The following is a 21660-nucleotide window of genomic DNA, read 5'->3' as shown; positions in this document are numbered from 1 at the left end:
CCCAGTTTTCTGGCCAAGCTTTTTGCCGCCGCCGGCGGCAGGGTTAACGCCATGTAAACAGCCGAGGAGCCGAGATATGGGGGAGAAGACAGAGAGCCGGGCGGTGGAGCTGGATATCCACGGCATCAAGCGCATCTTCGATGTCGATGACCCCGTGCTGCCGAGCTGGATCGATGACGAGGCGCTGACCTCGGGCGGTTATCCCTACAAGAAGAAGCTGAAGGAAGAAGAATATCTCGATGAGCTGAAAACGCTGCAGATCGAACTCATCAAGGTGCAGTTCTGGCTGCAGGCGACCGGCAAGCGGGTGATGGCGCTCTTTGAGGGACGCGATGCCGCGGGCAAGGGAGGCTCGATCGCTGCGACCTCAGCCCATATGAACCCTCGTCTGGCGCGCGTGGTGGCGTTGACGAAGCCGACCGACCGCGAAAGCGGCCAATGGTATTTCCAGCGCTATGTCGCCCAGTTTCCGACGGCGGGCGAATTCGTGCTCTTCGACCGCTCCTGGTATAACCGCGCCGGGGTGGAGCCAGTCATGGGCTTCTGCACGCCGAAGCAATACGAGCAGTTCCTGAAGCAGGCGCCGCAGATGGAGAAACTCATCGTTCAGGACGGCATCCATTTCTTTAAATTCTATCTCGATATCGGCCGGGAGATGCAGCTGAAGCGTTTTCACGACCGGCGCCACGATCCACGCGCAGTCTGGAAGCTCTCCTCGATGGATATCGCCGCCCTACCGAAATGGAAGGACTACAGCGAGAAGCGCGACCGCATGCTGAAGGACACGCATACGGACCACGCACCCTGGACCGTCCTGCGCGCCAACGACAAGCGGCGCGCGCGCCTGAACCTTATCCGTCACATTCTGCTGACGCTCGATTATGACGGCAAGGACAAGAAGGCCATCGGCGAAATCGACCAGAAAATCCTCGGCATGGGATCGGATATCCTCGCCTGACGAGTTCGACGCGTGGCCCGGCCTCAAGCACTTCCAGGAAAAATGCGCAGCGGTTTTCCGTCAGGAATGCGTTGGGAAATAAGAGCATAGAGCGTTTTCGCGATTCAAAGAAAAGTGGAAACGCTCTATTGCCCGGGCAGGACGCGAATGGCGTAGATATTGACACCGCGGGCCTTGCCATCGACATCGCTATTGATGATCAGGCGCCCTGAACTGGTCGGCGCCATGGCACGATCGAACTTGACCTGGAACAGCGAATCCGTCTTTTGCCGGCTGACGGTGAAACGATGCCGGCCGCAACGGCCGAGAGAACCGAAATCGCACTCCACCGTGATCTGCGTCGGTGCATCCGAGGTGGACTGCAATGTCAGAGCGATCGTCGAGGCCTTGCCGGCCATCTGCTGCAGTACATTGACGGGCACCTCGATCGAGCCGCTGCCGTCCGGGCCGCTGCTGAGCGAGGTCAGCCTCACGGCCGGCCCTTCATTCTCCGATACGTTTTCGGCCTTCGATTGCGGGCTGGTGGCAACCTTCGGGGCGTCCGTGGGCTTCAATACCTCCAGCCATTCCGCGGAAAAGCTGTTCTGCGGATCGATGGTGGCAAGGCCCGGATTGACAGGGCCGCTATTGTCATCCTGATCAGACGTGTCGTCATCATTGCTGTTGCCGCTGAAATCCTGCGAATCGACATGCGCCGGCGGATTGGGCACGCTCGTGTCCCGCTGGGCGGCGGACATGAGCACGCCCGAGGTCTTGATCCACCAGGCACCGACGCCGAGGAAGGCAAGCAGAATGCAGAAGACGAGCAGGCGCGAGAAGAACTTGCGCGGCTTACGGCGCACGGCCGCGCGCTCCGGCTTGAAGTTCATCGACCGCGCCGACCGCGCATCGGCCGTCGGACGCACATCGCTGTCCGCACCGAGATGATCGGCGGGTCCGGCGCGCATATCGCCGAAATCACCTTCGCGTCCCGCCCGCTCGGCCGACATCGGCTCTACCGGAACGGCAGGGCCAGCCGACATCGGCGGATCGCGTGTCTCTCCCCGCACGCTCATGACGGGCTCATGCGGCCGTGCGGCAGCTTGGCTTGCTTCAGGCCTGGGTGCGGATGGAGAAACATGCGGAGCGTCCAGCTCCGGTGAAACCGGTATCGCCTGCGCGCGGCGGGCGCGCTCCTCGGCCTCGATCTCGCGGATCGTCGCCTCCAGACGCTGGCGCTGGGCGGCTACGACATTGACATCGGTAATGTCCTGCTTGCGAAGACCGGCTTCCAGAGCCTGCCGTGCCGACTGATAGATGCGAGCCCGGATTTCCGGATTGGCGCGATCAGACCGATCCAACGCGCTTCTGATGGCCGTTTCTAATCCGCTCACATCCGATCCTTTACGCTCACTCGCACCATACTTAGAAAGCCCGCTGGCAAGGCAGCCATATTTTCATCAATCGTTAACCGGATTCGGTAACGCCCCGTTCTGCAATACGCAAGCCTCTGCCTTGGGTTAAGGGCACCCGGGCGGGGATAAATGGCAAAGACGACACAAATGGGGTGCCGGTAGGCAGCAGCAGTAGGCGAAGGTATCGGACCGGGACGGTCAGGCACTATTGCCTATTGCCTATTGCCCATTGCCTGCTGCTCTTGCCTGCCTCCTCCACCATCTTCCCCTCTCGGCAGACATCTGCTATCCCTTTTGACGTTTTCGTAAACGTCAAAAGGGATGATGTTCATGACCCTCCCCTCGATCCTGACCGAGCACCTGCGCCTGCCGGTGGTGGCTTCGCCTCTCTTCATCATCTCTCATCCCGCCTTGACGCTGGCGCAATGCAAGGCCGGTGTCGTCGGCTCGTTTCCGGCGCTGAACGCGCGCCCGGAAAGCCAGCTCGACGAATGGCTTGCTATGATCACCGAGGATCTTGCCGCTTATAATGCCGCAAATCCGGATCGTCCGGCAGCTCCATTTGCAGTCAATCAGATCGTCCATACGTCAAACAAGCGCCTGGAACACGATCTGATGCTCTGTGTGAAATACAAGGTGCCGATCGTCATTTCCTCGCTGGGCGCCGTGCCCGAGGTGAATGCGGCTGTGCATTCCTATGGCGGCATCGTGCTGCACGACATCATCAACAACCGGCATGCCAATTCGGCGATCCGCAAAGGGGCCGACGGGCTGATTGCCGTCGCTGCCGGGGCCGGCGGCCATGCCGGCCAGCTTTCGCCCTTTGCGCTCGTGCAGGAAATCCGCGAATGGTTCGATGGGCCGTTGCTGCTGGCCGGCGCCATCGCCACCGGCGGCGCGATCCTCGCGGCGCAAGCTGCCGGCGCTGATCTTGCTTATATCGGCTCGCCCTTCATCGCTACGGAGGAGGCCCGCGCGGCCGACACCTACAAACAGGCGATCGTCGAGGGCACCGCTGCCGATATCGTCTATTCCAATTATTTCACCGGTGTGCACGGCAACTATCTGAAACCCTCCATCCGCGCCGCGGGCCTCGATCCGGACAAGCTGCCCGAGGCCGATCCTTCCAAAATGGATTTCGAGGCCGCCACGACAGGCGTGAAGGCTTGGAAGGATATCTGGGGTTCCGGCCAGGGCATCGGCGCGGTCAAGTCCATCCAGCCCGTATCCGCTCTCATCGATCGGCTGGAGAGAGAATACCGACAGGCACGCGCCCGGCTGGCGCTTTGACCGGCACTGAAAAGCGGGGCTATTTTCACAAGCATCCCGCTTTTTTGCCAAATGGCAATTTGAGCGCTTGAAATCTGACCGCATAGACTGTATCAGCGCCATGCAAATCACGGGGCCGAACCGAATGCTCCGCAGAATGCCGCTTTAGCTCAGTCGGTAGAGCACATCATTCGTAATGATGGGGTCACGTGTTCGAGTCACGTAAGCGGCACCATCCATTTTTCCTGTTTGCCAGTGATATTGAACCGCGTGTTCGAACGCGGATCGAGATCGTTCGCGGCACGAGGTTGCCGCTTGCTTGGAATGAGCACGGAATTTTGTGTCCAAGCCCGATTTTTCCCGCCTAGGGCCAGAGATTGATTGCGGAACGCCTAAAAGGGCGCCGGCGGATTAACAAAGTTAAATGCATCCCTAATGGCAGAAGGTCCAAAACGGCTGCGCCAAGGCGGAGTCTTCGACCATGAACATCGTGCCACACTTTCCTCCGATCCGCATCTTTCGCTGCGGATCTGGTGAAACGAAATCCGTCGGTACGGTCGAGGAAGTATGGAAGACGCTTCTCGATGACTGGCCGTCGGAGGAAGGTGACTGCTTTCTGTCGGCATTGCTCATCTGCATCGACGTCCAACGCGGCAGGCGAGCGCCCGAAGAAGCGCGCGTTGCCTTTATTGCCGCCGCGGCCGAAGCAGGAATTCCCTTATTGTCGTGACGGCGCGCCTCCGGGAACATTCCAGCCAACGATACGTTGACCGTGGAAGGAGAAATCTCATGGCCCAATGGTGGAGCAAGCCCGCAATCGTCGAGACCCGCAAGACAGGCGACCGGCTGGTGATATCGAATGCGGAACGCGCCATGGAATACATGGCAAAGGAGTGGCCGACGCTTGAGGACGGACAAGCCTACAGGGCAGCCAGAAAAGCGCTGTTGGACGCACATGAGGGCAAGCTTGACGCCGAGAAAGCCAGAGAGGCTTTCATCGCGGCTTTGCAGGAAGGCGACATATTCATTTTCGACAATTGAGCTTATCGATTCCATGATTCGCGGCCTTTAAAACCCACGTGAGCAACTGCTAAGCCGACGATGTCGGCCAATGCGGTCATTTCTCATCCGGCAACGAACGGCGCGGTGACCTGTTTCAGAACCGTAGATGCTGCAAGTCTCGGCATTCATGGCTTGCGTTACGCATTCGAGCCGATCACGAATGCCGACCTCCGAGACGGATGCGCTCGTTCGAAACGCTCCGTCGACAGATGTAACGAACCGGCCGCTGACAACGAAACGCCTTTCGCGCGTGATCCGTTGAATGCACGCGATTAGCACAACCAAACATTCAGCTTTTGGTGGTTCCGTGCGCCTTGGGATCATATTCTGGGGGTGCATCATGAAAATTGCCGTTGGCGTGGCGACATGCGGTCGCAAGGCGGTCCTCGCCTCAATGATCGACAGGCTCGCGACACAGGCGCGCAAGCCGGATCACCTCTTCCTGTGTCCGACCAAGGATGACGATATCGACATGGCGCGCTTGAGCTCAGCGCCGTTTCCGGTGACGATCCTCTCCTCGCCGCAGGGAAGCTGCCCGCAGCGCAATGCCATCATCGATGCGGCTGTCGGCATAGATGTCGTCGTCGTCTTCGATGACGATTTCTTCCCGGCAACGAACTATCTTGCTGAGACGGAAGCCCTATTCGAGGCGGATGAAGATATTGTCGTGGCGACAGGCGAAGTCGTTCGTGACGGTATCCTTGGGCCAGGCCTGACGGCGGACGAAGCGGATGCCGCACTCGCAGCCGATGCCACTCCCTTTCCGGCACCGACGATCGAGGCCACGCATAATGCTTACGGCTGCAACATGATCTTCCGACGAAAAGCGATGCTGGCAAATGGTATCTATTTCGACGAGGATCTGCCGCTCTACGCCTGGCAGGAAGATGTCGATCTGTGCCGGCGGCTGCGTCCTTTCGGCAAGATCGTCAAGTTCAATCGCCTGCGTGGCGTCCATCTCGGCGTCAAGACGGGCCGCACATCGGGCCTGCGCCTTGGGTACTCCCAGGTCGCCAATCCGCTCTATCTCGTCAAGAAGCGCTCGGTATCGCTGAAATGGGCGCTGAAGCTGATGGGCGGCAATATCGCCTCGAATGTCGTCGGCTCGGTCAGTCCACCGCCCTATATCGACCGGCGCGGTCGCCTGCAGGGCAATCTCCTTGCAGTCAGCCATCTGCTGAGCGGATCGCTCGATCCAAAATACATCAATCGGATGTAAAACCGCCGGAAGCGGCGGGATTCGAAGCGCGATTAAAATGGACGTTCGGCGTTCGGCTCGCGTCTTTCCGTGATAATGGTGAACCGGCCGCGCATTCGGCAGCGTCCGCTCGTTTCATCCGTATAGCTATCTTGCCAAGGACATCTCCATGATTCACGTACTCGCCATCCTCACCGCCCATCCCGGCAAGCGCGCCGAAGTGCTTAAAGCATTCCAGGCGAATGTTCCGGCCGTTCACGCCGAAGACGGCTGCATCGAATATACCGCCGTTGTGGATGTCGAAGGGGCCGATCCAGCTTTTGGGCCTGACACCTTCGTCGTGGTCGAGAAGTGGGAGAGCCTGGCGGCGCTGAAGGCGCATGCCGCCTCCGCGCATATGGCCGCCTACGGCGAGAAGGTGAAGCATCTGATGGCCGATCGCGCCGTTCACGTCCTGAATCCGGTGTGAACCTGCAGTGCCGGACAGCTTATAAACTCATCCTGACACGGCGCCAAAGGGCGCCGTTCTGCCATCGGACAGGCCCTCAGTTGTGCGAGAAATGCGGCTCGCTGTAATAGCGCCAATGGCCGCCGCCGCCATGCCATCCGTGATGACCGCCGGCATACCAGCCATGATGGTATCCGCGCCCGCCATACCAACCGTGGTGATGGTGATAGCCGCCATAGCCCCCGAAAACGCCGAATACCCCCAAGGGATAATAGGGCTGCTGGTAATAGCCGTAATAGGGTCGGTCATAGCCATAATACGGTGCGTAATAGCCGTAATATGGGCGATAGTAGTGATGGCGGTAATAGTAGTGGTGATGATAATACCGATGGACGATCATCCGATGGTAGTGTCCATGATGATGATGACGCGCCTCGGCATAGGTTGCCGGCAACGCGACCATACCTAGCGCAACCAGCGCTGTTGCCAGAATTTTCATTTCCAGCCTCCTTGAATGCCGGACGTAAACGCTACTCGGATTACTTGCGTCCTCCGGACGATATAGTAAACGCAACAGCGCCTTCGAAAGTTCCGCTATCCCTTGAGGAGCAGGCGTTTTCGCGACATCGCCATCGGACCCGCCTGAATACGATCGCAGGCTCATCGGCGGGTGCGCTTCAACCGATATTAGCAGGACGGAAGAATAAGGACGCAATTGGCCAGTGGCCAAAAAAAACGGCGCCCGAAGACGCCGTTTTGATGCCTGTCCGCAGCCGTCAGGCATGCGAGAAATGCGGCTTGCTGTGCCAGCGATGATGGCCATGGCCATGCCGCCAGCCTTCATGGCGATGCCAGCCATGATGATGAGGGCGATAGTCGCGATGATGGTGCTGATGCCAGCGGTGATGGTGATGATCACGCGCCTCGGCATAGGTAGCGGGCAGAACAATAATGCCTAGTGCGACGAGCGCCATTGCAAGAATTTTCATGTATGGTCTCTCATTGGGTGCCGAACCGCGCCCCCCGGCTGCGTACGCCCGGACTAACCTAACCGACCTAAACGCGAAGATGCCGCATTTGTTCCGCTACCCGCGGGACGACAGGCGCCTTCGTGTCGTCCCCACCTCTCCAACCAGTTCGCGAACCGCCTGCTGGATCAGCCGGCACGCTTCAACCGAGGCTTTACGGCCATTATGGGCGAGGTGATAGGACAGCGGCAAAATCTCATCGGGATCGACGATGCGGACCTTGTCGGCGATCGGAAGCGCGCTGACGCGGCCGAGGAACGACACATAGCCGTGATTGGCGACGAGATCGACGATGACGGGCAGGGAATCGGCCGAGGTGATGTCGCGGCCGCGAAACCGGCGGCGGTCGCGGCTGTCGTAACCGAAGGCTGTCGCGGCATTGCCAATGCCGGTGCGCGGGCTTGGCACGCAGAGCGGATGGTTTTCCATGAGCGCGGCGAAGGTCTGCTCAGTGCTACCCGGCGGGGCGATCGCCACCATGTCCGTGGCGACCAGTTCCACATGTTCGAAGGCGTCGAGGCCGAAGACGGAATCGACAATGGCGACATCGATGCGGCCGGAACGGAGCGCCTCGCGCAGATCATCCGCCGTCATCAGCAGCAGCGATAGCATGTTGCTGTTACCGCCGATGTTCCAGCGCGATACCAGGCTTGCAAGCGAGCGCGCAACCCAGCTTTCCGAACCGGTTGGAATGATCGAGCCGATGCGCACGGCGCGGGCGGTTCGCTGGAAGCGCTCGTCGGCTGCCGCTTTCATCTCGTCCCAGGCCTGCGCTATGGCGGAGAGGATAGCATGAACCTCTTGTCCGGCCGCCGTCAGCACGGAACCCTGCGCCTGCCGGGCGAACAGGCGGCAGCCGAACAGTTCCTCCAGATTGGCAATCTGCAAGGAGAGTTGCGGCTGGCCCAGCCTAAGACGGCGGGCGGCGCGATTGATGCTGCCTTGATCGGCAACCTCAAGGAAGCGTTCGATGGTGGCGATCTTCAGCGGCAGGCGTGCGGCCCATTGGTCGTAGTCCTTTGGAGCCGGCGGTTCCTTCATCAGGGTCGAAAGCTGGCGCATGCCACTGAGAATGGGCTGCAGCCCCTTCTGAACCTTGGAACTCGCCAGAAGGGTCGCAAGCTCACCGGAGGCACGCTCGACAAGCTTCATGGCAAGCTCCGTTTCGAGCCGGCGCAGGGCACCGGAGACGGTCGACGCGGAAAAAGACAGCCGCCGCGCGGTCTCCCTCACCGAGCCGACGGAGAACACCATGTCGGCTACGAACAAAGCACCGAGATACAAAACCCATCCCCTTATCCGCAGCACGCATCCTGGCGCGGCCGCAAGAAGATCAATGATATCCCGACGATATGCCGTGTTCTCGAAAAAAGATATCCCTAAGCTGAAAAGCGGCGACTATCGTTTCCTTGCCGCCTCACCGACCCAGCCGCAAAAATGAGATCGGAATAGCGTCAAACGGGTAAGGGGAACAAAAACAAACGCACTTGCCCTCGAAAAAAGAAATCCAATTTCGCGCGAATGTCGAGTACGCTCATCATAATCGCGCGACTGCAACGGGTATCCGAAGCGCATCGACTTTTCCGCGATGAGCGCTACGTCCCTGAAGCAGCCACGAATTCGCCGTGGGCCGCCGGCCCGCTCCAAGCGGCCTGTCCGGACTGCGGCCCTTTAAGGCGGCGCGGGCAAGCCGAAGAACGATTTAACGGGGTACGAAGGAAACATCATGTTCAAGAAGCTTGCACTTGCCGCCACGCTGACGGCTCTCCTTGCCAGTGGCGCCAGCGCCGCCGACGTCGTCGTCTCCTCCAAGATCGATACCGAAGGCACTCTGCTCGGCAACATCATCCTCGCAGCACTCAATGCCAACGGCATCAAGGCGCAGGATCGCATCGCTCTCGGTACGACGCCTGTCGTGCGCAAGGCGATTACCGCGGGCGAAATCGACATCTATGCCGAATATACCGGCAATGCCGGCTTCTTCTTCAACAAGGCCGACGATGCCGCCTGGAAGAACCTGCAGCAGGGCTACGATCTGGCCAAGAAGCTCGATTATGACGCCAACAAGATCGTCTGGCTGACACCCTCGCCCGCCAACAATACCTGGGCGATTGCTGTGCGCAACGATGTCGCCGGCCCAGCCAAGCTGAAGACCATGTCGGACTTCGGCAAGTGGGTCGCCGGCGGCGGCCCGATCAAGATCGCGGCTTCTTCGGAGTTCGTCAATTCGCCGGCGGCCCTGCCTGCCTTCGAAACCACCTACAGCTTCAAGCTGAAGCCGGATCAGGAAGTCGTACTTTCGGGCGGCGATACGGCGGCGACCATCAAAGCTGCGGCCGACCAGACCAACGGCGTCAACACGGCGATGGTCTACGGTACCGACGGCGCCATCGAAGCCGCCGAACTGACTGTCCTTGAGGACGACAAGAGCGTGCAGCCAGTCTACGCGCCGACGCCGATCATCCGTGAGGCCGTGCTGAAGGCCAATCCGAAGATCGAAGAAGTACTGGCACCGATCTTCAAGGGCCTGACTGCCGACGTGCTGCGCAAGCTCAACGGCCGCATCCAGGTCGATGGTGAGCCGGCGAAGGCTGTTGCCGAATCCTACCTCAAGGACAATGGCTTTCTGAAGTAAGGCATTGACGCTGCTCTGGCGGCTCCATTTTGATAAAGTGGAGCCACGGGGTTTCAATTGGGCATGATCTTGTCCGAACCCGCCTTGAATTCTGGGCTCATGCGCTGACGGAGCTTGCCTGATGGAAGATGCGCTAGCGGTCCGCAGAGTGGACCGTCTCGGAGTGGTATTGGTGGCCGGCGGCGGGCTGGCAATGGCCTGGATGCCGTTCATCATCGTCAAGGCAAACCGCATCGCCGCCGGCAAGCCGCAACTGCTGACGCAGCTCATTGCCCAGCCGGCAGCATTGGTGCTGATCGCCCTTCTCGCTGCGGCGGCGCTTTCCGCACTCTTCCTCCACAATCAGCTCATTCGTCTCGGCGTGGCGACCCTTGCGATCGCTGCATTGATCGTCACGCTTGGCCTCGTCTCGACGGCTGCAACGCCGGCAGGCAGCACCGTGGCACGAATTACGCCCGGCGGTTCCTTCTGGGTGCTGCTCGGGGTCGTCGGGTTGATGATTTCGGACGCGCTGGTCAAGCTGCGGCTGACGCCCTGGCTACGGGTGGCGGCGCTTGCTGCCTATGCCGTACTGCTCGTCCTCGTCCTGCGCTCCGGCCTGCTCAACAATCTCTCAATCATGAAGGAATACGCCAACAACGCCGACAAGTTCTGGCATGAAGCGCTGCGTCACGTCTTCCTTTCTCTCGGCTCCGTCGCCATCGCCATCGTGCTTGCATTGCCGCTCGGTATCTTTTGCTATTGGCAGCCGCGCCTCCGCGCCGTGGTGCTGCGGGCACTGAGCCTGGTGCAGACCATCCCCAGCCTGGCGCTGTTTGGCATTCTCATGCTGCCGCTCGGCTATATCGCCGCCCACGTGCCGCTTGCTGCCGCGATCGGTATCCAGGGAATCGGCGTGGCGCCGGCGCTGGTGGCGCTTATCATCTATTCGCTGCTGCCGATCGTCGCCAATACCGTCGTCGGCCTTGCCGGCGTCGATCCTTCCGTGCGCGATTCCGCCGCCGGCATGGGGCTAACGCGCCGGCAGATCCTGACCGGCATCGACCTGCCGCTTGCCTTTCCAGTCATCCTCACCGGCATCCGGATAGTGCTGGTGCAGGCGATCGGGCTGGTGACGGTCGCAGCCCTCATCGGCGGCGGCGGCTTCGGCCTCTTCATCTTCCAGGGCATCGGCCAGACGGCCAATGACCTCGTTCTGCTCGGCGCCGTGCCGACGGTCTTTCTCGCCTTCTCATCGGCCGTCATCCTCGATGCGGTCATCGACAGCATCCGGGGACAACGCGCATGACCAGCATGATCGAGCTCAAGGGCGTCACCAAGCGGTATGGCAACGCCACCGTGGTCGATAATGTCAGCATGAACATAGAGAAGGGCACGATCACCGTCATCGTCGGTACGTCCGGCTCCGGCAAATCGACCTTGATGCGGATGATCAACCGGCTGGTGCCGATATCGGCAGGTCACATCTCCGTTGCCGGTGAGGACATCATGAATGTGCCGGCGACCGAGCTTCGCCGCCGCATCGGCTATGCCATCCAGGGGCACGGGCTCTTTCCGCATCGCACAGTCGCGCAGAATATCGCCACGGTCCCTGAGCTGCTGAGCTGGGAAAAGACGCGCATTGACAGCCGTGTCGAAGAACTCCTCAACCTCTTCCATCTCGACCCCGGCACCTTTGCAGGCAAATATCCAAGCCAGCTTTCCGGTGGCCAGCAGCAGCGCGTCGGCGTCGCGCGGGCTCTTGCTGCCGAACCGGAATTGCTGCTGATGGACGAGCCCTTCGGGGCGCTCGACCCTGTCATCCGCGGCAAGGCACAGGACGACCTGCTTGCCATTCAGAAGCAGTTCGGAACGACCATCGTCCTCGTCACCCACGATATGGACGAAGCCTTCCATCTCGGCGACCAGATCGCCGTCATGAGCGAAGGCAAGCTTCTGCAATGCTCCGAGCCCGAGAAGATCCTGACCGAGCCGGCCGATCCCTTCGTGCAGCAGCTGACCGGCACCTCCGACCGCGCCTTGAAGCTGATGTCGCTGCTGCCGCTGAAGGAAAGCATGCAGCCGCCGCGGCCTGGCCTCGGGCACCGCCTGCCGCAGACCCTCAATCTGCGCGACGCCTTGGCGGAATTGATCTGGCAGGGTGCGGACGAGGCGACGGTCGAAGACGAGCGCAAGGTGCCTGTCGGCTCGATCTCGATCCAGCACCTGATCGAGCTGGGCCGCAAGGCATGAGATTTCTCGCCGCCAATCTCTTTCGCCTCCTGGCGCTGGCATTGCTGCTGGTGATGCTCTTCAGTCCGGAATGGCTGACGCCCGTTCTGACGCCGCTGACCAAATTCGGTGCGTCGCCGATCTATACGCAAAACAGCCTGCCGAGCCTGGCGCTCAGCCATCTCGAGCTGATCCTCGTCTCGATCGCGGCAAGCGGCATCCTGGCGGTGCTCGGCGGGATCTTCGTCACGCGGCCGATCGGCGCCGACTTCCTGCCGCTGTCGCGGGCAATCGCCAATGCCGGCCAGACCTTTCCGCCGGTTGCCGTGCTGGCGCTAGCCATCTCGACCACGGGCTTCGGCGCTGTCCCGACGTTCATCGCGCTGTTTCTCTACGCGCTGCTGCCAATCTTCGAGAACACGGTTGCCGGTCTGCAGCAGGTGCCCGCCTCCGTGCTCGATGCCGCCGACGGCATGGGCATGAACGGCTGGCAGCGGCTCTTCCGCGTCGAGCTACCGCTCGCCCTGCCGCTCATCATCGAAGGGCTGAAGATCGCAACCGTCATCAATATCGGCACGGCGACGATCGGCTCCACCGTCGCCGCCAAGGGGCTTGGCGAAGTCATCATCGCCGGGCTTATCAACGACAACACCGCTTTCATCCTCCAAGGCGGCCTGATCGTCGGCTTGATGGCGGTGCTGATCTATGACGGCATGGAGATGATCGAGCGGTCAGTCACCGGCAGGATCGGCCTCCAATCCCATGGAGATTGAGGCGATCACAGCCTGCCATCAATTGCCTTTGCCTGGCGGCAAGGATGCACCGGGCAGGTAAAGCGAAATCGGCCTGACTTCATAAACGGCGGTAGGATTGACGCGACGCAATTCGCGCGCTGCCGCAACTGCCTCCTCAATCGTCGGAAAATCGACGATGTAGAAGCCGAGCAGCTGTTCCTTGGTTTCTGCAAATGGCCCGTCGATGACCATGCCCACACCCGTCCCCCGCAAGGTGACGGCGTTTTGGGTCGATCCGAGACGTGCAGCCGGCCCCAGCGATTTCTGCGCGACCAGGCGGTCATTGATCTCCAAAAGGTCCGTCATGAGTGCGGCATCCTCCTCCTTGCTCCAGGATTCGACGATATCTTCCTCGTGATAGGCCAGAATGGCGTAGTACATGGATTCTCCCCCTTGAGCCGTATACTTGAGCGCCGGGGAGTTAAGCAGACCGATCGCAATTCGGGAACCCTGGATCTATACTCGACTGGAGATATGGCGAGTTTCCCCATGCTTGCCTTCACCGGCTGCCGATGGCATTGGCTGCAATGACATGCCCTGACCATTTATGGAGACGCCGATGGCCAAGATGATCCACTCGATGATCCGCGTGCTGGACGAGGCGCGCTCGATCGAATTCTACGACAAGGCTTTCGGCCTGAAAGTTGCCGACCGGGTTTCCTTCGAGACCTTCACCCTGATCTATCTGAGCAATGCCGAGATCGGATTCGAACTGGAGTTGACTATCAATCAAGGCCGCATCGAGCCCTATGCGCAAGGAGACGCCTATGGCCACCTCGCGGTTTCGGTTTCAGAACTGAAGGACGAGCATGCGCGCATGATCCAACTCGGGCTCAACCCGGGCAAGATCATCGAACTCAATCGTGATGGGAAGCTTTTTGCATTGCTGTTCTTCGTCACCGACCCCGATGGTTACAAGATCGAGGTCGTGCAAAGGCTTGGGCGGTTCAAATAGCCCAAACAAGACACCGGCCCCGCCTCGGCGGGGCATCCGGCAGTTCCGCCAGCACGTTCACATCCAATAGGGCGGCACGCCAAAATAATCGTGGCTCTTGTGGCCATGATTCTTATGGTCGTGATCGTCCTTGGCCGCGAAGCGGCACGCCTTTTCGATGTCGTTCTTGGTCATGCTGACGCGATAGCCGTCAATGCGGGCATCGTAGCGCAGCTTCTCCCATGGCAGCCGGTAGTGCTCCTGGCCGATGCCGAAGAAACCGCCGAAGCTCAGAATGACGAAAGCGATGCGTCCATCACTTTTTTCCATCATCAGCCGCTCGATATGACCAATCTGCTTGCCGTCCGAGCCGTATACCCTGGACCCTTCGACGCGGTCGCAAGCGACCAGCATCGACATGTCCTTGATGTAAAGGTCACGACCCGAGAAATCGGCACTCTCTTTATGCATATGCGCACCTCCTTTTGGATACGCGTCACATAAACTATGGAGCGTCCGATCTGCTGTTAAGGCAGCACGATGCTCCGATGGGTTTAAACCCATGGCGCTATTAACGCTCCGTTGTCATAAAAGTTCCAGTACTTTTTTCAGGATTGTAAAAAAACGTGAGTGCGGGACAAATGTTGACGTTTACGTCAAGGTTATTGTAGCTTCGGTTGTGCTCTGGTGATTTATCTGAGAGCAAGATTACGGCGATGCGAAAAGCGGGAGACTTTTTGATCGTCCAATGACACTCTGCATAGCCGCCGCATATGACGGCCGGGCGTGGTGATGGTGCGTAGAGGAGGAAATGCGCATGAATTCAGTCTCCGCTCCTTCGGATAAACCGCAGGTCAAGAAAATATGGCTCGCTTCTTACCCGGATATCGTACCGGCAGAGCTGCCGCCGCTGGAGCATGCCTCGCTCGCCGAACTGCTGGAGGAGAGCTGCGCGCGCTACGCCGACAGACCCGCCTTCACCAGCATGGGCAAATCCATCACCTATCGCGATCTCGACCTGCAGACGCGCAAGATCGCCGCCTGGCTGCAGAGCCTCGACCTGCAGAAGGGCGATCGCGTTGCCGTCATGATGCCGAACGTGCTGCAAAACCCGATCGCGGTTTACGGCATTCTTCGCGCGGGGCTCGTCGTGGTCAACGTCAACCCGCTCTACACGCCGCGCGAACTCGAACATCAGCTGCGCGATTGCGGCGCCAAGGCGATCTTCGTTCTGGAAAATTTCGCCCATACGGTCGAGCAGGTCCTGGCCCATACGGATGTGCGCCATGTGGTCGTCACCGCGCTTGGCGACATGCTCGGCGTCAAGGGCCACATCGTCAACCTGATCGTCCGTAAGGTGAAGAAGCTCGTGCCAGCCTGGTCCATTCCCGGCCACCGCAGCTTCAAGAGCGTGATCGCCGAGGGCTCGCGTCTGCCCCTGAAGCTATCGGAGCTGACAGGCAGCGACATTGCCTTCCTGCAATATACCGGCGGCACGACCGGCGTTGCCAAGGGCGCGATCCTCACGCATTCCAATCTGCTCGCCAACCAGCTGCAATTGCTGCTCTGGCTGCAATCCGCCTATATCAACAAGCCGCGACCGGAACAGCTGACCTTCGTCTGCGCGCTGCCGCTCTATCATATCTTCGCGCTGACGGTGAATTCGCTGATGGGCATGTCGCTCGGCGGCCACAATGTGCTCATCGCCAATCCGCGCGACATACCCGCCTTCATCAAGGAATTGGGCAAATACAAGTTCGACATGTTCCCCGGCCTGAACACGCTGTTCAACGCGCTGATGAACAATCCGGAGTTCACCAAGCTTGACCTGTCCAATACTGCAACGCTTGCCGGCGGCATGGCGGTGCAGCGGCCTGTCGCCGAGCGGTGGCAGAAGATGACTGGCGCCTGGATCACCGAAGGCTATGGCCTTTCCGAGACCTCGCCGGTCGCAAGCGCCAATCGTTTCGACAGTTCCGAATTCTCCGGCACGATCGGCCTGCCGATCACGGGCACCGATTTCGATATTCGCGACGAGAACGGTAATTCCCTGCCGCTCGGCGAAGTCGGCGAAATCTGCATCCGTGGACCCCAGGTCATGGCAGGCTATTGGAAGCAGCCGGCCGAAACTGCACGCGTCATGACGGAGGACGGCTTCTTCCGCAGCGGCGACATGGGCTTCATGGACGAGCGCGGCTACACAAAGATCGTCGACCGCAAGAAGGACATGATCCTGGTCTCGGGCTTCAACGTCTATCCGAACGAGATCGAGGAAGTCGCCGTCATGCATCCGGGCGTTCTGGAAGCAGCTGCGATCGGCGTAGCCGATCCGCATTCCGGCGAGGCGGTGAAGCTCTTCATCGTCAAGAAGGACCCGGCTTTGACCGAGGCCGACGTCAAGGCTCACTGCGCGGAAAATCTTACTAACTACAAGCGCCCGCGCTTCATCGAGTTCCGCACCGAATTGCCGAAATCGAATGTCGGCAAGATCCTGCGCAAGGAGTTGCGCGGCTGACATAATTCCGTGTCATTCAGGAAGCCGCTCGTGCTTGTTTCACGAGCGGCTTTTTTCGTTTTGGGCGATAGGTGAACTTGATTTACGCCCTACATAGGGAATAGTTTTCGCGACCAAACTCAAAGCGCTTGGCCCGGTTTTGAAGGCCAGCAGCGCGAACCGCAAGGAGCCTCCCATGAACGCCCTCGTCGATCAACTGAAGAGCACCGCATCGGCAACGAAGGCCACGGATATTCGCGCCGCCTTCGCCGCCGATCCGAAACGCTTTTCTCGCTTCAGCGCCTCGTTCGACGACCTGCTGATGGATTACTCCAAGACAGCTGTTAACGACGATATCCTCGCCCTTCTCGAGAAGCTCGCAGCCGAAGGCGGCGTCGCCGCCAAGCGCGAGGAAATGTTCTCCGGTGTCGCCATCAACTTCACCGAAAACCGCGCCGTTCTGCACACCGCGCTGCGCAACCGCTCGAACAAGCCCGTGCTGGTCGATGGCAAGGATGTCATGCCTGACGTCAACGCTGTTCTCGCCGCCATGGGCAAATTTGCCGACGGCATCCGCTCGGGCGCGCTGAAGGGCTCGACGGGCAAGGCGATCACCGATGTCATCAACATCGGCATCGGCGGCTCCGATCTCGGCCCGGTCATGGCGACGCTGGCGCTGGCGCCTTTCCACGACGGCCCGCGCTCGCACTTCATCTCCAATATCGACGGCGCCCATATCGCCGATATCCTGAAACTCGTTAAGCCGGAAACGACGCTCTTCATCGTGGCTTCCAAGACCTTCACGACGATCGAAACGATGACCAATGCCCAGACGGCGCGCAAGTTTATCGCCGATGCGCTCGGCGAAGCTGCCGTACAGCACCACTTCGCGGCCGTTTCGACGGCGCTCGACAAGGTCGCCGCCTTCGGCATCGACAGCGAGCGCGTCTTCGGCTTCTGGGATTGGGTCGGTGGCCGCTACTCGATCTGGTCTGCCATCGGCCTGCCGCTGATGATCGCGATCGGCCCGGAAAACTTCGGCGAGTTCCTCGATGGCGCGCATGCGATGGACAACCATTTCCGGCAGGCGCCCTTCAAGGAAAACCTGCCGATGCTGCTCGGCCTCATCGGCTTCTATCATCGCAACGTGCTCGGCTATCCCACGCGCGCGATCCTGCCCTATGACCAGCGCCTGTCGCGCTTCCCGGCCTATCTGCAGCAGCTGGATATGGAATCGAACGGCAAGGGCGTGACCATCGACGGCACGCCGGTCGAAGGCAATTCCGGCCCGGTCGTCTGGGGCGAGCCCGGCACCAACGGCCAGCACGCCTTCTACCAGCTCATCCACCAGGGCACGAGCATCATCCCGGCCGAATTCATGATCGCCGCCAACGGCTTCGAACCGGAGCTGCGCCACCAGCACGACCTGCTGATGGCCAATTGCCTGGCGCAGTCGGAAGCACTGATGAAGGGCCGCACCTTCGAGGAAGCCAAGGCTCAGCTCACCTCCAAGGGCATGGACGACAAGAAGGCCGATTTCATCGCGCCGCACCGCGTCTTCACCGGCAATCGTCCGTCGATCACCTTCGTCTACGACAAGCTGACGCCCTTTGCGCTCGGCCGCCTGATCGCGCTCTACGAACACCGCGTCTTCGTCGAAGGCGTGCTCTTCCGCATCAACTCCTTCGACCAGTGGGGCGTCGAACTCGGCAAGGAACTGGCAACCGGCCTGCTCCCGGTCATCGAAGGCAAGGAAAGCGCTGCCGGCCACGATTCCTCGACACAGGGGCTGGTGGCTGCGCTGGCAAGCCGCGCGAAGTAAAGCATTTCATCTACCTCCCCCTTGAGGGGGAGGTCGCCGCGAAGCGGCGGGTGGGGGGTGATTAAGCTCTCCCGCATTGGAAGGAATAAAGGATCACCCCACCCCGGCACTGCGTGCCCACCCTCCCCCTCAAGGGGAGGGTTGGGTCAAAGCCCGATCTCATGCGCCCAGGGCGGATTGGCTCCAGCGCGGGAGACCGTGACCGCCGCAGCCTTCGCGCCCAGAGCCAGCGCATCCTGCAGCGCCTTTTCGTTCAGCGATGCCACCTGCGCCTTGGTCAGCAGGTTGTTCATCTTCAGCGATGCCAGAATGCCGGCATCGAAGGTATCGCCCGCGCCGACCGTATCGACAACCGTGACACGCTCGCTCGGCACCGAGACTTTCAGCGACTTGGTATAGCCGGTTGCGCCTTCCGCACCCTTGGTGATGACGACGAGTTTGGCGCCCTGGTTCAGCCAATGAGTGGCGAGTTCGTCGTGATTGCCCGCAATGCCGAACCATTCCAGATCCTCATCGGAGAATTTGAGAATGTCGGACATGGCGGCCATCCGGCTGATGCGGCCCATGTGAGCTGTTTTGTCCTTGATGAATCCCGGGCGGATGTTCGGGTCGAGCGAGATGACCCGGCGCTGGTACTCGCGCTTCATCAGCGCCTCGTAGGTTCCGCCACACGGATTGGGGATCAGGCTGATCGCACCGAAGTGCAGCGCCTCGCAATCATCGCCGAGCGTCGGGAGATCCGCTTCGGTGATCATGCGGCCAGCCGTGCCTTCGTCATAGAAGGCATAGGTTGCCTGGCCGTTGACGAGCTTGACGAAGGCGATCGTGCTCGGACGGGGGGTGATGGCGCAATAGCTGAAATCGACCTTGGAGGCCGATAGCGTATCGCGCAGGATTTCACCCATCATGTCGTCGGCGATGCCGGTGAAGAAGCCCGTGGGAATGCCGAGACGGCCGAGCGCGATCGCGGTGTTGAAGATCGCGCCGCCGGCGTAGGGGGCAAAGCCCTTTTCACCCAGCGTCGTATCCCGCGGCAGCATGTCGATCAAAGCTTCGCCACAGCACAAAATCATTCCGGCCTCCCAAAGAGCGCGTCCATCGTGTCCATTACATAAATCGATTAGATAGATTCAGTGCAAAAGCAAAGCGTCAGTTTGTTGGCAGCTCCGAAATACCACCGTTCCGGCCGGACCAGGCGAGCGGCGCATTGAGAAAGGCTTCGACTTCCTCCAGCGTCTTGTCGTCGAACAGCTTCTGTTCCTTGGCAACGGCGAGCACTTCGCGCCAGGTCGTAATGTATTGCAGGCTCACCTTCCGATTGGCAAAGCGTTCGACCGCCTCGGGGAAGATGCCGTAATAGAACAGCGCCATGCCATGATCGACAATGCCGCCGGCTGCTCGGATCGCGTCGATGAAGGTGAACATGCTGCCGCCGGCCGTCGTCAGATCCTCGATGACGAGCACGCGGGCGCCGTCTTTCATATCGCCTTCGATCTGGGCGTTGCGGCCATGGCCCTTCGGTTGCTTGCGTACATAGATCATCGGCAGGTTCAGGCGCTCGGCCAGGAAGGCGGCGAAAGGAATGCCCGCCGTCTCGCCGCCGGCGACGCAATCGAACTGCTCGAAGCCGACATTGCGCACGATGATGCTGGCGGCGAAGTCCATGACCGTCGAGCGGATGCGCGGATAGGAGATCAGCTTTCGGCAATCGATATAGACCGGGCTCGCCATGCCGGACGCGAACTTGTAGGGCTTGTCGGCATTGAAGTGGACCGCCTTGATCTCCCAAAGCATCCTAGCCATCAGCTCAGCCATGACGGTGCGATCGGTGAATATCATCTGGGTCATGCAAGGCCTCCTTGGCGAGCGCTAATGTTCCAGCGGCAATAGCAGCAAGCGGGCCGAGTTTCCAGACATATGAAAGCTTTTGCGGGCATCCCCTCGGTCGCCCTCTGCAGGGCGACCGGAAGCAATCAGTGCAGTGCTCCAAGATCGGCAGGGAGCATCGCCTTGAACAGTTCGATGACCTTGTCGCCTTCTTCCCGTTCGATCGAAATCGCATAGCGCACCGCAGCCGCGACAAGCTGCATAGTCAACCGGGCTGTTCTCGCAAGTTCGGAGTCGTCGCGCGCCGGCCATAGGCGTTTTAGAACGGTCAGAAACGCCTGCGAATGCCATTCCATATCCTCGGCATCGACCTGCTGCAGCAGTTTGTCGGCATGGGTCGCGTGCCATATGTCGCGCATGACAGGCTCTTCCAGAAACATAGCGTAGTAGCCATCGACAATGCGGCCGAGAGCGGACTGCAGCTGATCGCGGCTTTTGATCGCCACCAGTTCGTCTTCGACGCATTGCCGGCCCTGCTCGTTGAAGCGCTCGGCCAGCACGCGGATGATCGCCGTCTTGTCAGGGAAATATTGGTAGAGCGAGCCGAAGGAAACGCCCGCCTTTTCGACGATCTCGCCCATGCGCAGCGCATCGCTGCCGTTTTTCGCAATCAGCTCGGATGCCACCGAAAGGATCAGATCCACGCGTTCGCGACCGCGTTGCTGACTGGGTATGCGCCGCGGCGTCCCCGCCTCGTCCTTGCTGCGCCTGCGTCTCGCGATCGGTTCCCGTGCCATTCCATTCCCTGCCTACACTTGTTGACAAGCAATATAAGAGAGTTTATCACATTTGCAAATGAGAGAATTTATCACATTTGTGCTGGAGGAGCTTGAAATGCAGATCTCGACAATTGCCGTCATCGGCGGATTGGGAAAAATTGGCGACCGCGTCGTCGAGCGTCTCGACGGCCGCAACTCGCCTGTCATGAACGGCATTAGCCGGATCCTCTGCAGGCAGCCGAAAGATTTTTTCGATTATGCCCGACAAACCGCCGCAACCGGCATCTGGAGTTTCCAGTCATGACCTTTCCGATCACGAATATCGCTCTCATCATTGCCGCGCTCAGCAGCGGGCTTCTCGCCGGCGTCTATTTCGCCTTCTCGACGTTCATCATGCAGGCTTTCGCTCGCCTCCCCGTCGATCAGGGGATTGCCGCGATGCAATCGATCAACACGACGATCGTGCGCTCGCCCTTCATCGTGCTGTTCCTGCTGACGGCGGCGCTCTCGATCTTCATCGCAGTGATGGCCATCCTTTATTGGCGAGGCGGCACCAGCGTTCTGATGCTGGCGGGTGCCGCGCTCTATATCGTCGCGAGCTTTCTTTCGACCATGGTCTTCAATGTGCCCCTGAACGACGCACTCGATAAAGTGAACGGCCATTCCGCTGAGTCGGTGCAGCTATGGTCCACCTATATCAGCGACTGGACGCGCTGGAACCATGTGCGCACGGTCGCCTCGCTACTGGCCGCATGCGCCTTCGTGAAGGCCCTGTTCTGACGGCCTGTGACGAGAGATGGTCAGCCG

The 21660-nt window shown here is 60.1% G+C and carries 24 protein-coding genes and 1 tRNA gene; 16 read left to right on the top strand and 9 right to left on the bottom strand.

Annotated elements, in window-relative coordinates:
• Positions 1 to 76 precede the first annotated feature (76 nt).
• Complete coding sequence (ppk2, locus tag ACK83U_RS00625; protein WP_112607999.1) at positions 77 to 958, top strand: polyphosphate kinase 2; 882 nt, start codon at positions 77 to 79, stop codon at positions 956 to 958.
• A 125-nt stretch (positions 959 to 1083) separates the two neighbouring features.
• Here ppk2 and ACK83U_RS00620 read toward each other — a convergent pair whose 3' ends face one another.
• Positions 1084 to 2331, bottom strand: coding sequence for a hypothetical protein (locus ACK83U_RS00620; protein ID WP_112607997.1), 1248 nt, complete (start codon positions 2329 to 2331; stop codon positions 1084 to 1086).
• Between the two features lie 351 nt (positions 2332 to 2682).
• On the opposite strand from ACK83U_RS00620, the gene ACK83U_RS00615 reads away from it, so the two are divergent.
• The 6 genes from ACK83U_RS00615 to ACK83U_RS00590 all read left to right on the top strand — a co-directional run bounded on the left by ACK83U_RS00615 (position 2683) and on the right by ACK83U_RS00590 (position 6350).
• Complete coding sequence (locus ACK83U_RS00615) at positions 2683 to 3642, top strand: NAD(P)H-dependent flavin oxidoreductase (RefSeq protein WP_112608123.1); 960 nt, start codon at positions 2683 to 2685, stop codon at positions 3640 to 3642.
• Between the two features lie 138 nt (positions 3643 to 3780).
• A tRNA-Thr gene (locus ACK83U_RS00610) sits at positions 3781 to 3856 on the top strand.
• Positions 3857 to 4102: 246 nt separating this feature from the next.
• A complete protein-coding gene (locus tag ACK83U_RS00605) occupies positions 4103 to 4351 on the top strand; it encodes a DUF982 domain-containing protein (protein WP_112607995.1) in 249 nt (82 codons plus the stop codon).
• Positions 4352 to 4410: 59 nt separating this feature from the next.
• Complete coding sequence (locus tag ACK83U_RS00600) at positions 4411 to 4662, top strand: DUF982 domain-containing protein (protein WP_112607993.1); 252 nt, start codon at positions 4411 to 4413, stop codon at positions 4660 to 4662.
• Between the two features lie 361 nt (positions 4663 to 5023).
• Entirely contained in the window at positions 5024 to 5902 is an 879-nt protein-coding gene (locus tag ACK83U_RS00595; protein WP_112607989.1) for a glycosyltransferase, read from the top strand.
• Between the two features lie 148 nt (positions 5903 to 6050).
• The gene (locus tag ACK83U_RS00590; RefSeq protein WP_112607987.1) at positions 6051 to 6350 is read left to right on the top strand and encodes a putative quinol monooxygenase; all 300 of its coding nucleotides are present in this window, start codon (positions 6051 to 6053) and stop codon (positions 6348 to 6350) included.
• A gap of 76 nt (positions 6351 to 6426) precedes the next feature.
• Here ACK83U_RS00590 and ACK83U_RS00585 read toward each other — a convergent pair whose 3' ends face one another.
• From ACK83U_RS00585 to ACK83U_RS00575, 3 genes are all read right to left on the bottom strand, one after another.
• Entirely contained in the window at positions 6427 to 6828 is a 402-nt protein-coding gene (locus tag ACK83U_RS00585) for a hypothetical protein (protein WP_162708049.1), read from the bottom strand.
• Between the two features lie 277 nt (positions 6829 to 7105).
• Positions 7106 to 7318 (bottom strand): hypothetical protein, encoded by a 213-nt coding sequence (locus ACK83U_RS00580; RefSeq protein WP_112398438.1) that lies wholly within the window; start codon positions 7316 to 7318, stop codon positions 7106 to 7108.
• A gap of 96 nt (positions 7319 to 7414) precedes the next feature.
• Complete coding sequence (locus ACK83U_RS00575; RefSeq protein ID WP_112607983.1) at positions 7415 to 8641, bottom strand: LysR family transcriptional regulator; 1227 nt, start codon at positions 8639 to 8641, stop codon at positions 7415 to 7417.
• Positions 8642 to 9083: 442 nt separating this feature from the next.
• Between ACK83U_RS00575 and ACK83U_RS00570 the strand changes: the two genes are divergently transcribed.
• From ACK83U_RS00570 to ACK83U_RS00555, 4 genes are all read left to right on the top strand, one after another.
• Complete coding sequence (locus tag ACK83U_RS00570) at positions 9084 to 9992, top strand: ABC transporter substrate-binding protein (RefSeq protein WP_112607981.1); 909 nt, start codon at positions 9084 to 9086, stop codon at positions 9990 to 9992.
• Between the two features lie 121 nt (positions 9993 to 10113).
• The gene (locus ACK83U_RS00565; protein WP_112607979.1) at positions 10114 to 11280 is read left to right on the top strand and encodes an ABC transporter permease; all 1167 of its coding nucleotides are present in this window, start codon (positions 10114 to 10116) and stop codon (positions 11278 to 11280) included.
• Positions 11277 to 12224 carry an ABC transporter ATP-binding protein gene (locus ACK83U_RS00560; RefSeq protein ID WP_112336612.1) on the top strand — a complete coding sequence of 316 codons (948 nt, stop codon included), beginning with the start codon at positions 11277 to 11279 and terminating at the stop codon, positions 12222 to 12224. Before ACK83U_RS00565 ends, ACK83U_RS00560 begins: the two co-directional genes overlap by 4 nt.
• Complete coding sequence (locus ACK83U_RS00555; RefSeq protein ID WP_112607977.1) at positions 12221 to 12976, top strand: ABC transporter permease; 756 nt, start codon at positions 12221 to 12223, stop codon at positions 12974 to 12976. The genes ACK83U_RS00560 and ACK83U_RS00555 overlap by 4 nt, the downstream gene beginning before the upstream one ends.
• A gap of 18 nt (positions 12977 to 12994) precedes the next feature.
• Here the strand turns inward: ACK83U_RS00555 and ACK83U_RS00550 are convergent, their stop codons facing one another.
• On the bottom strand, positions 12995 to 13378 hold the full coding sequence (locus ACK83U_RS00550; RefSeq protein ID WP_112607975.1) for a YciI family protein: 384 nt from the start codon (positions 13376 to 13378) through the stop codon (positions 12995 to 12997).
• Positions 13379 to 13556: 178 nt separating this feature from the next.
• Here ACK83U_RS00550 and ACK83U_RS00545 point away from each other — a divergent pair, with 178 nt between their 5' ends.
• Positions 13557 to 13952 (top strand): VOC family protein, encoded by a 396-nt coding sequence (locus ACK83U_RS00545; protein ID WP_112607973.1) that lies wholly within the window; start codon positions 13557 to 13559, stop codon positions 13950 to 13952.
• Positions 13953 to 14009: 57 nt separating this feature from the next.
• Here the strand turns inward: ACK83U_RS00545 and ACK83U_RS00540 are convergent, their stop codons facing one another.
• A complete protein-coding gene (locus tag ACK83U_RS00540; protein ID WP_015338697.1) occupies positions 14010 to 14402 on the bottom strand; it encodes a PRC-barrel domain-containing protein in 393 nt (130 codons plus the stop codon).
• A gap of 346 nt (positions 14403 to 14748) precedes the next feature.
• Here ACK83U_RS00540 and ACK83U_RS00535 point away from each other — a divergent pair, with 346 nt between their 5' ends.
• On the top strand, positions 14749 to 16446 hold the full coding sequence (locus ACK83U_RS00535) for a long-chain fatty acid--CoA ligase (RefSeq protein WP_112607971.1): 1698 nt from the start codon (positions 14749 to 14751) through the stop codon (positions 16444 to 16446).
• Between the two features lie 175 nt (positions 16447 to 16621).
• On the top strand, positions 16622 to 18247 hold the full coding sequence (gene pgi / locus ACK83U_RS00530) for a glucose-6-phosphate isomerase (RefSeq protein ID WP_112607969.1): 1626 nt from the start codon (positions 16622 to 16624) through the stop codon (positions 18245 to 18247).
• 146 nt (positions 18248 to 18393) lie between these two features.
• Here the strand turns inward: pgi and ACK83U_RS00525 are convergent, their stop codons facing one another.
• The 3 genes from ACK83U_RS00525 to ACK83U_RS00515 all read right to left on the bottom strand — a co-directional run bounded on the left by ACK83U_RS00525 (position 18394) and on the right by ACK83U_RS00515 (position 20871).
• Positions 18394 to 19320, bottom strand: coding sequence for a carbohydrate kinase family protein (locus ACK83U_RS00525; RefSeq protein WP_112336619.1), 927 nt, complete (start codon positions 19318 to 19320; stop codon positions 18394 to 18396).
• Between the two features lie 76 nt (positions 19321 to 19396).
• Positions 19397 to 20095, bottom strand: a complete 699-nt coding sequence (locus tag ACK83U_RS00520; protein WP_112609453.1) for an orotate phosphoribosyltransferase — start codon at positions 20093 to 20095, stop codon at positions 19397 to 19399.
• A gap of 125 nt (positions 20096 to 20220) precedes the next feature.
• Complete coding sequence (locus ACK83U_RS00515) at positions 20221 to 20871, bottom strand: TetR/AcrR family transcriptional regulator (protein WP_112336621.1); 651 nt, start codon at positions 20869 to 20871, stop codon at positions 20221 to 20223.
• A gap of 97 nt (positions 20872 to 20968) precedes the next feature.
• Here ACK83U_RS00515 and ACK83U_RS00510 point away from each other — a divergent pair, with 97 nt between their 5' ends.
• Both ACK83U_RS00510 and ACK83U_RS00505 read left to right on the top strand, forming a co-directional pair.
• A complete protein-coding gene (locus ACK83U_RS00510) occupies positions 20969 to 21157 on the top strand; it encodes a hypothetical protein (RefSeq protein ID WP_112609452.1) in 189 nt (62 codons plus the stop codon).
• Positions 21154 to 21633, top strand: a complete 480-nt coding sequence (locus tag ACK83U_RS00505) for an anthrone oxygenase family protein (RefSeq protein ID WP_112609451.1) — start codon at positions 21154 to 21156, stop codon at positions 21631 to 21633. Before ACK83U_RS00510 ends, ACK83U_RS00505 begins: the two co-directional genes overlap by 4 nt.
• The last annotated feature ends 27 nt before the right edge of the window (positions 21634 to 21660 follow it).

The organism is Rhizobium sp. WW22 (assembly GCF_047041135.1).
In the GTDB taxonomy this organism is placed as follows: domain Bacteria; phylum Pseudomonadota; class Alphaproteobacteria; order Rhizobiales; family Rhizobiaceae; genus Rhizobium.
Note: the sequence above shows the minus strand (reverse complement) of the source record. Positions and strands in the feature narration are given on the sequence as shown.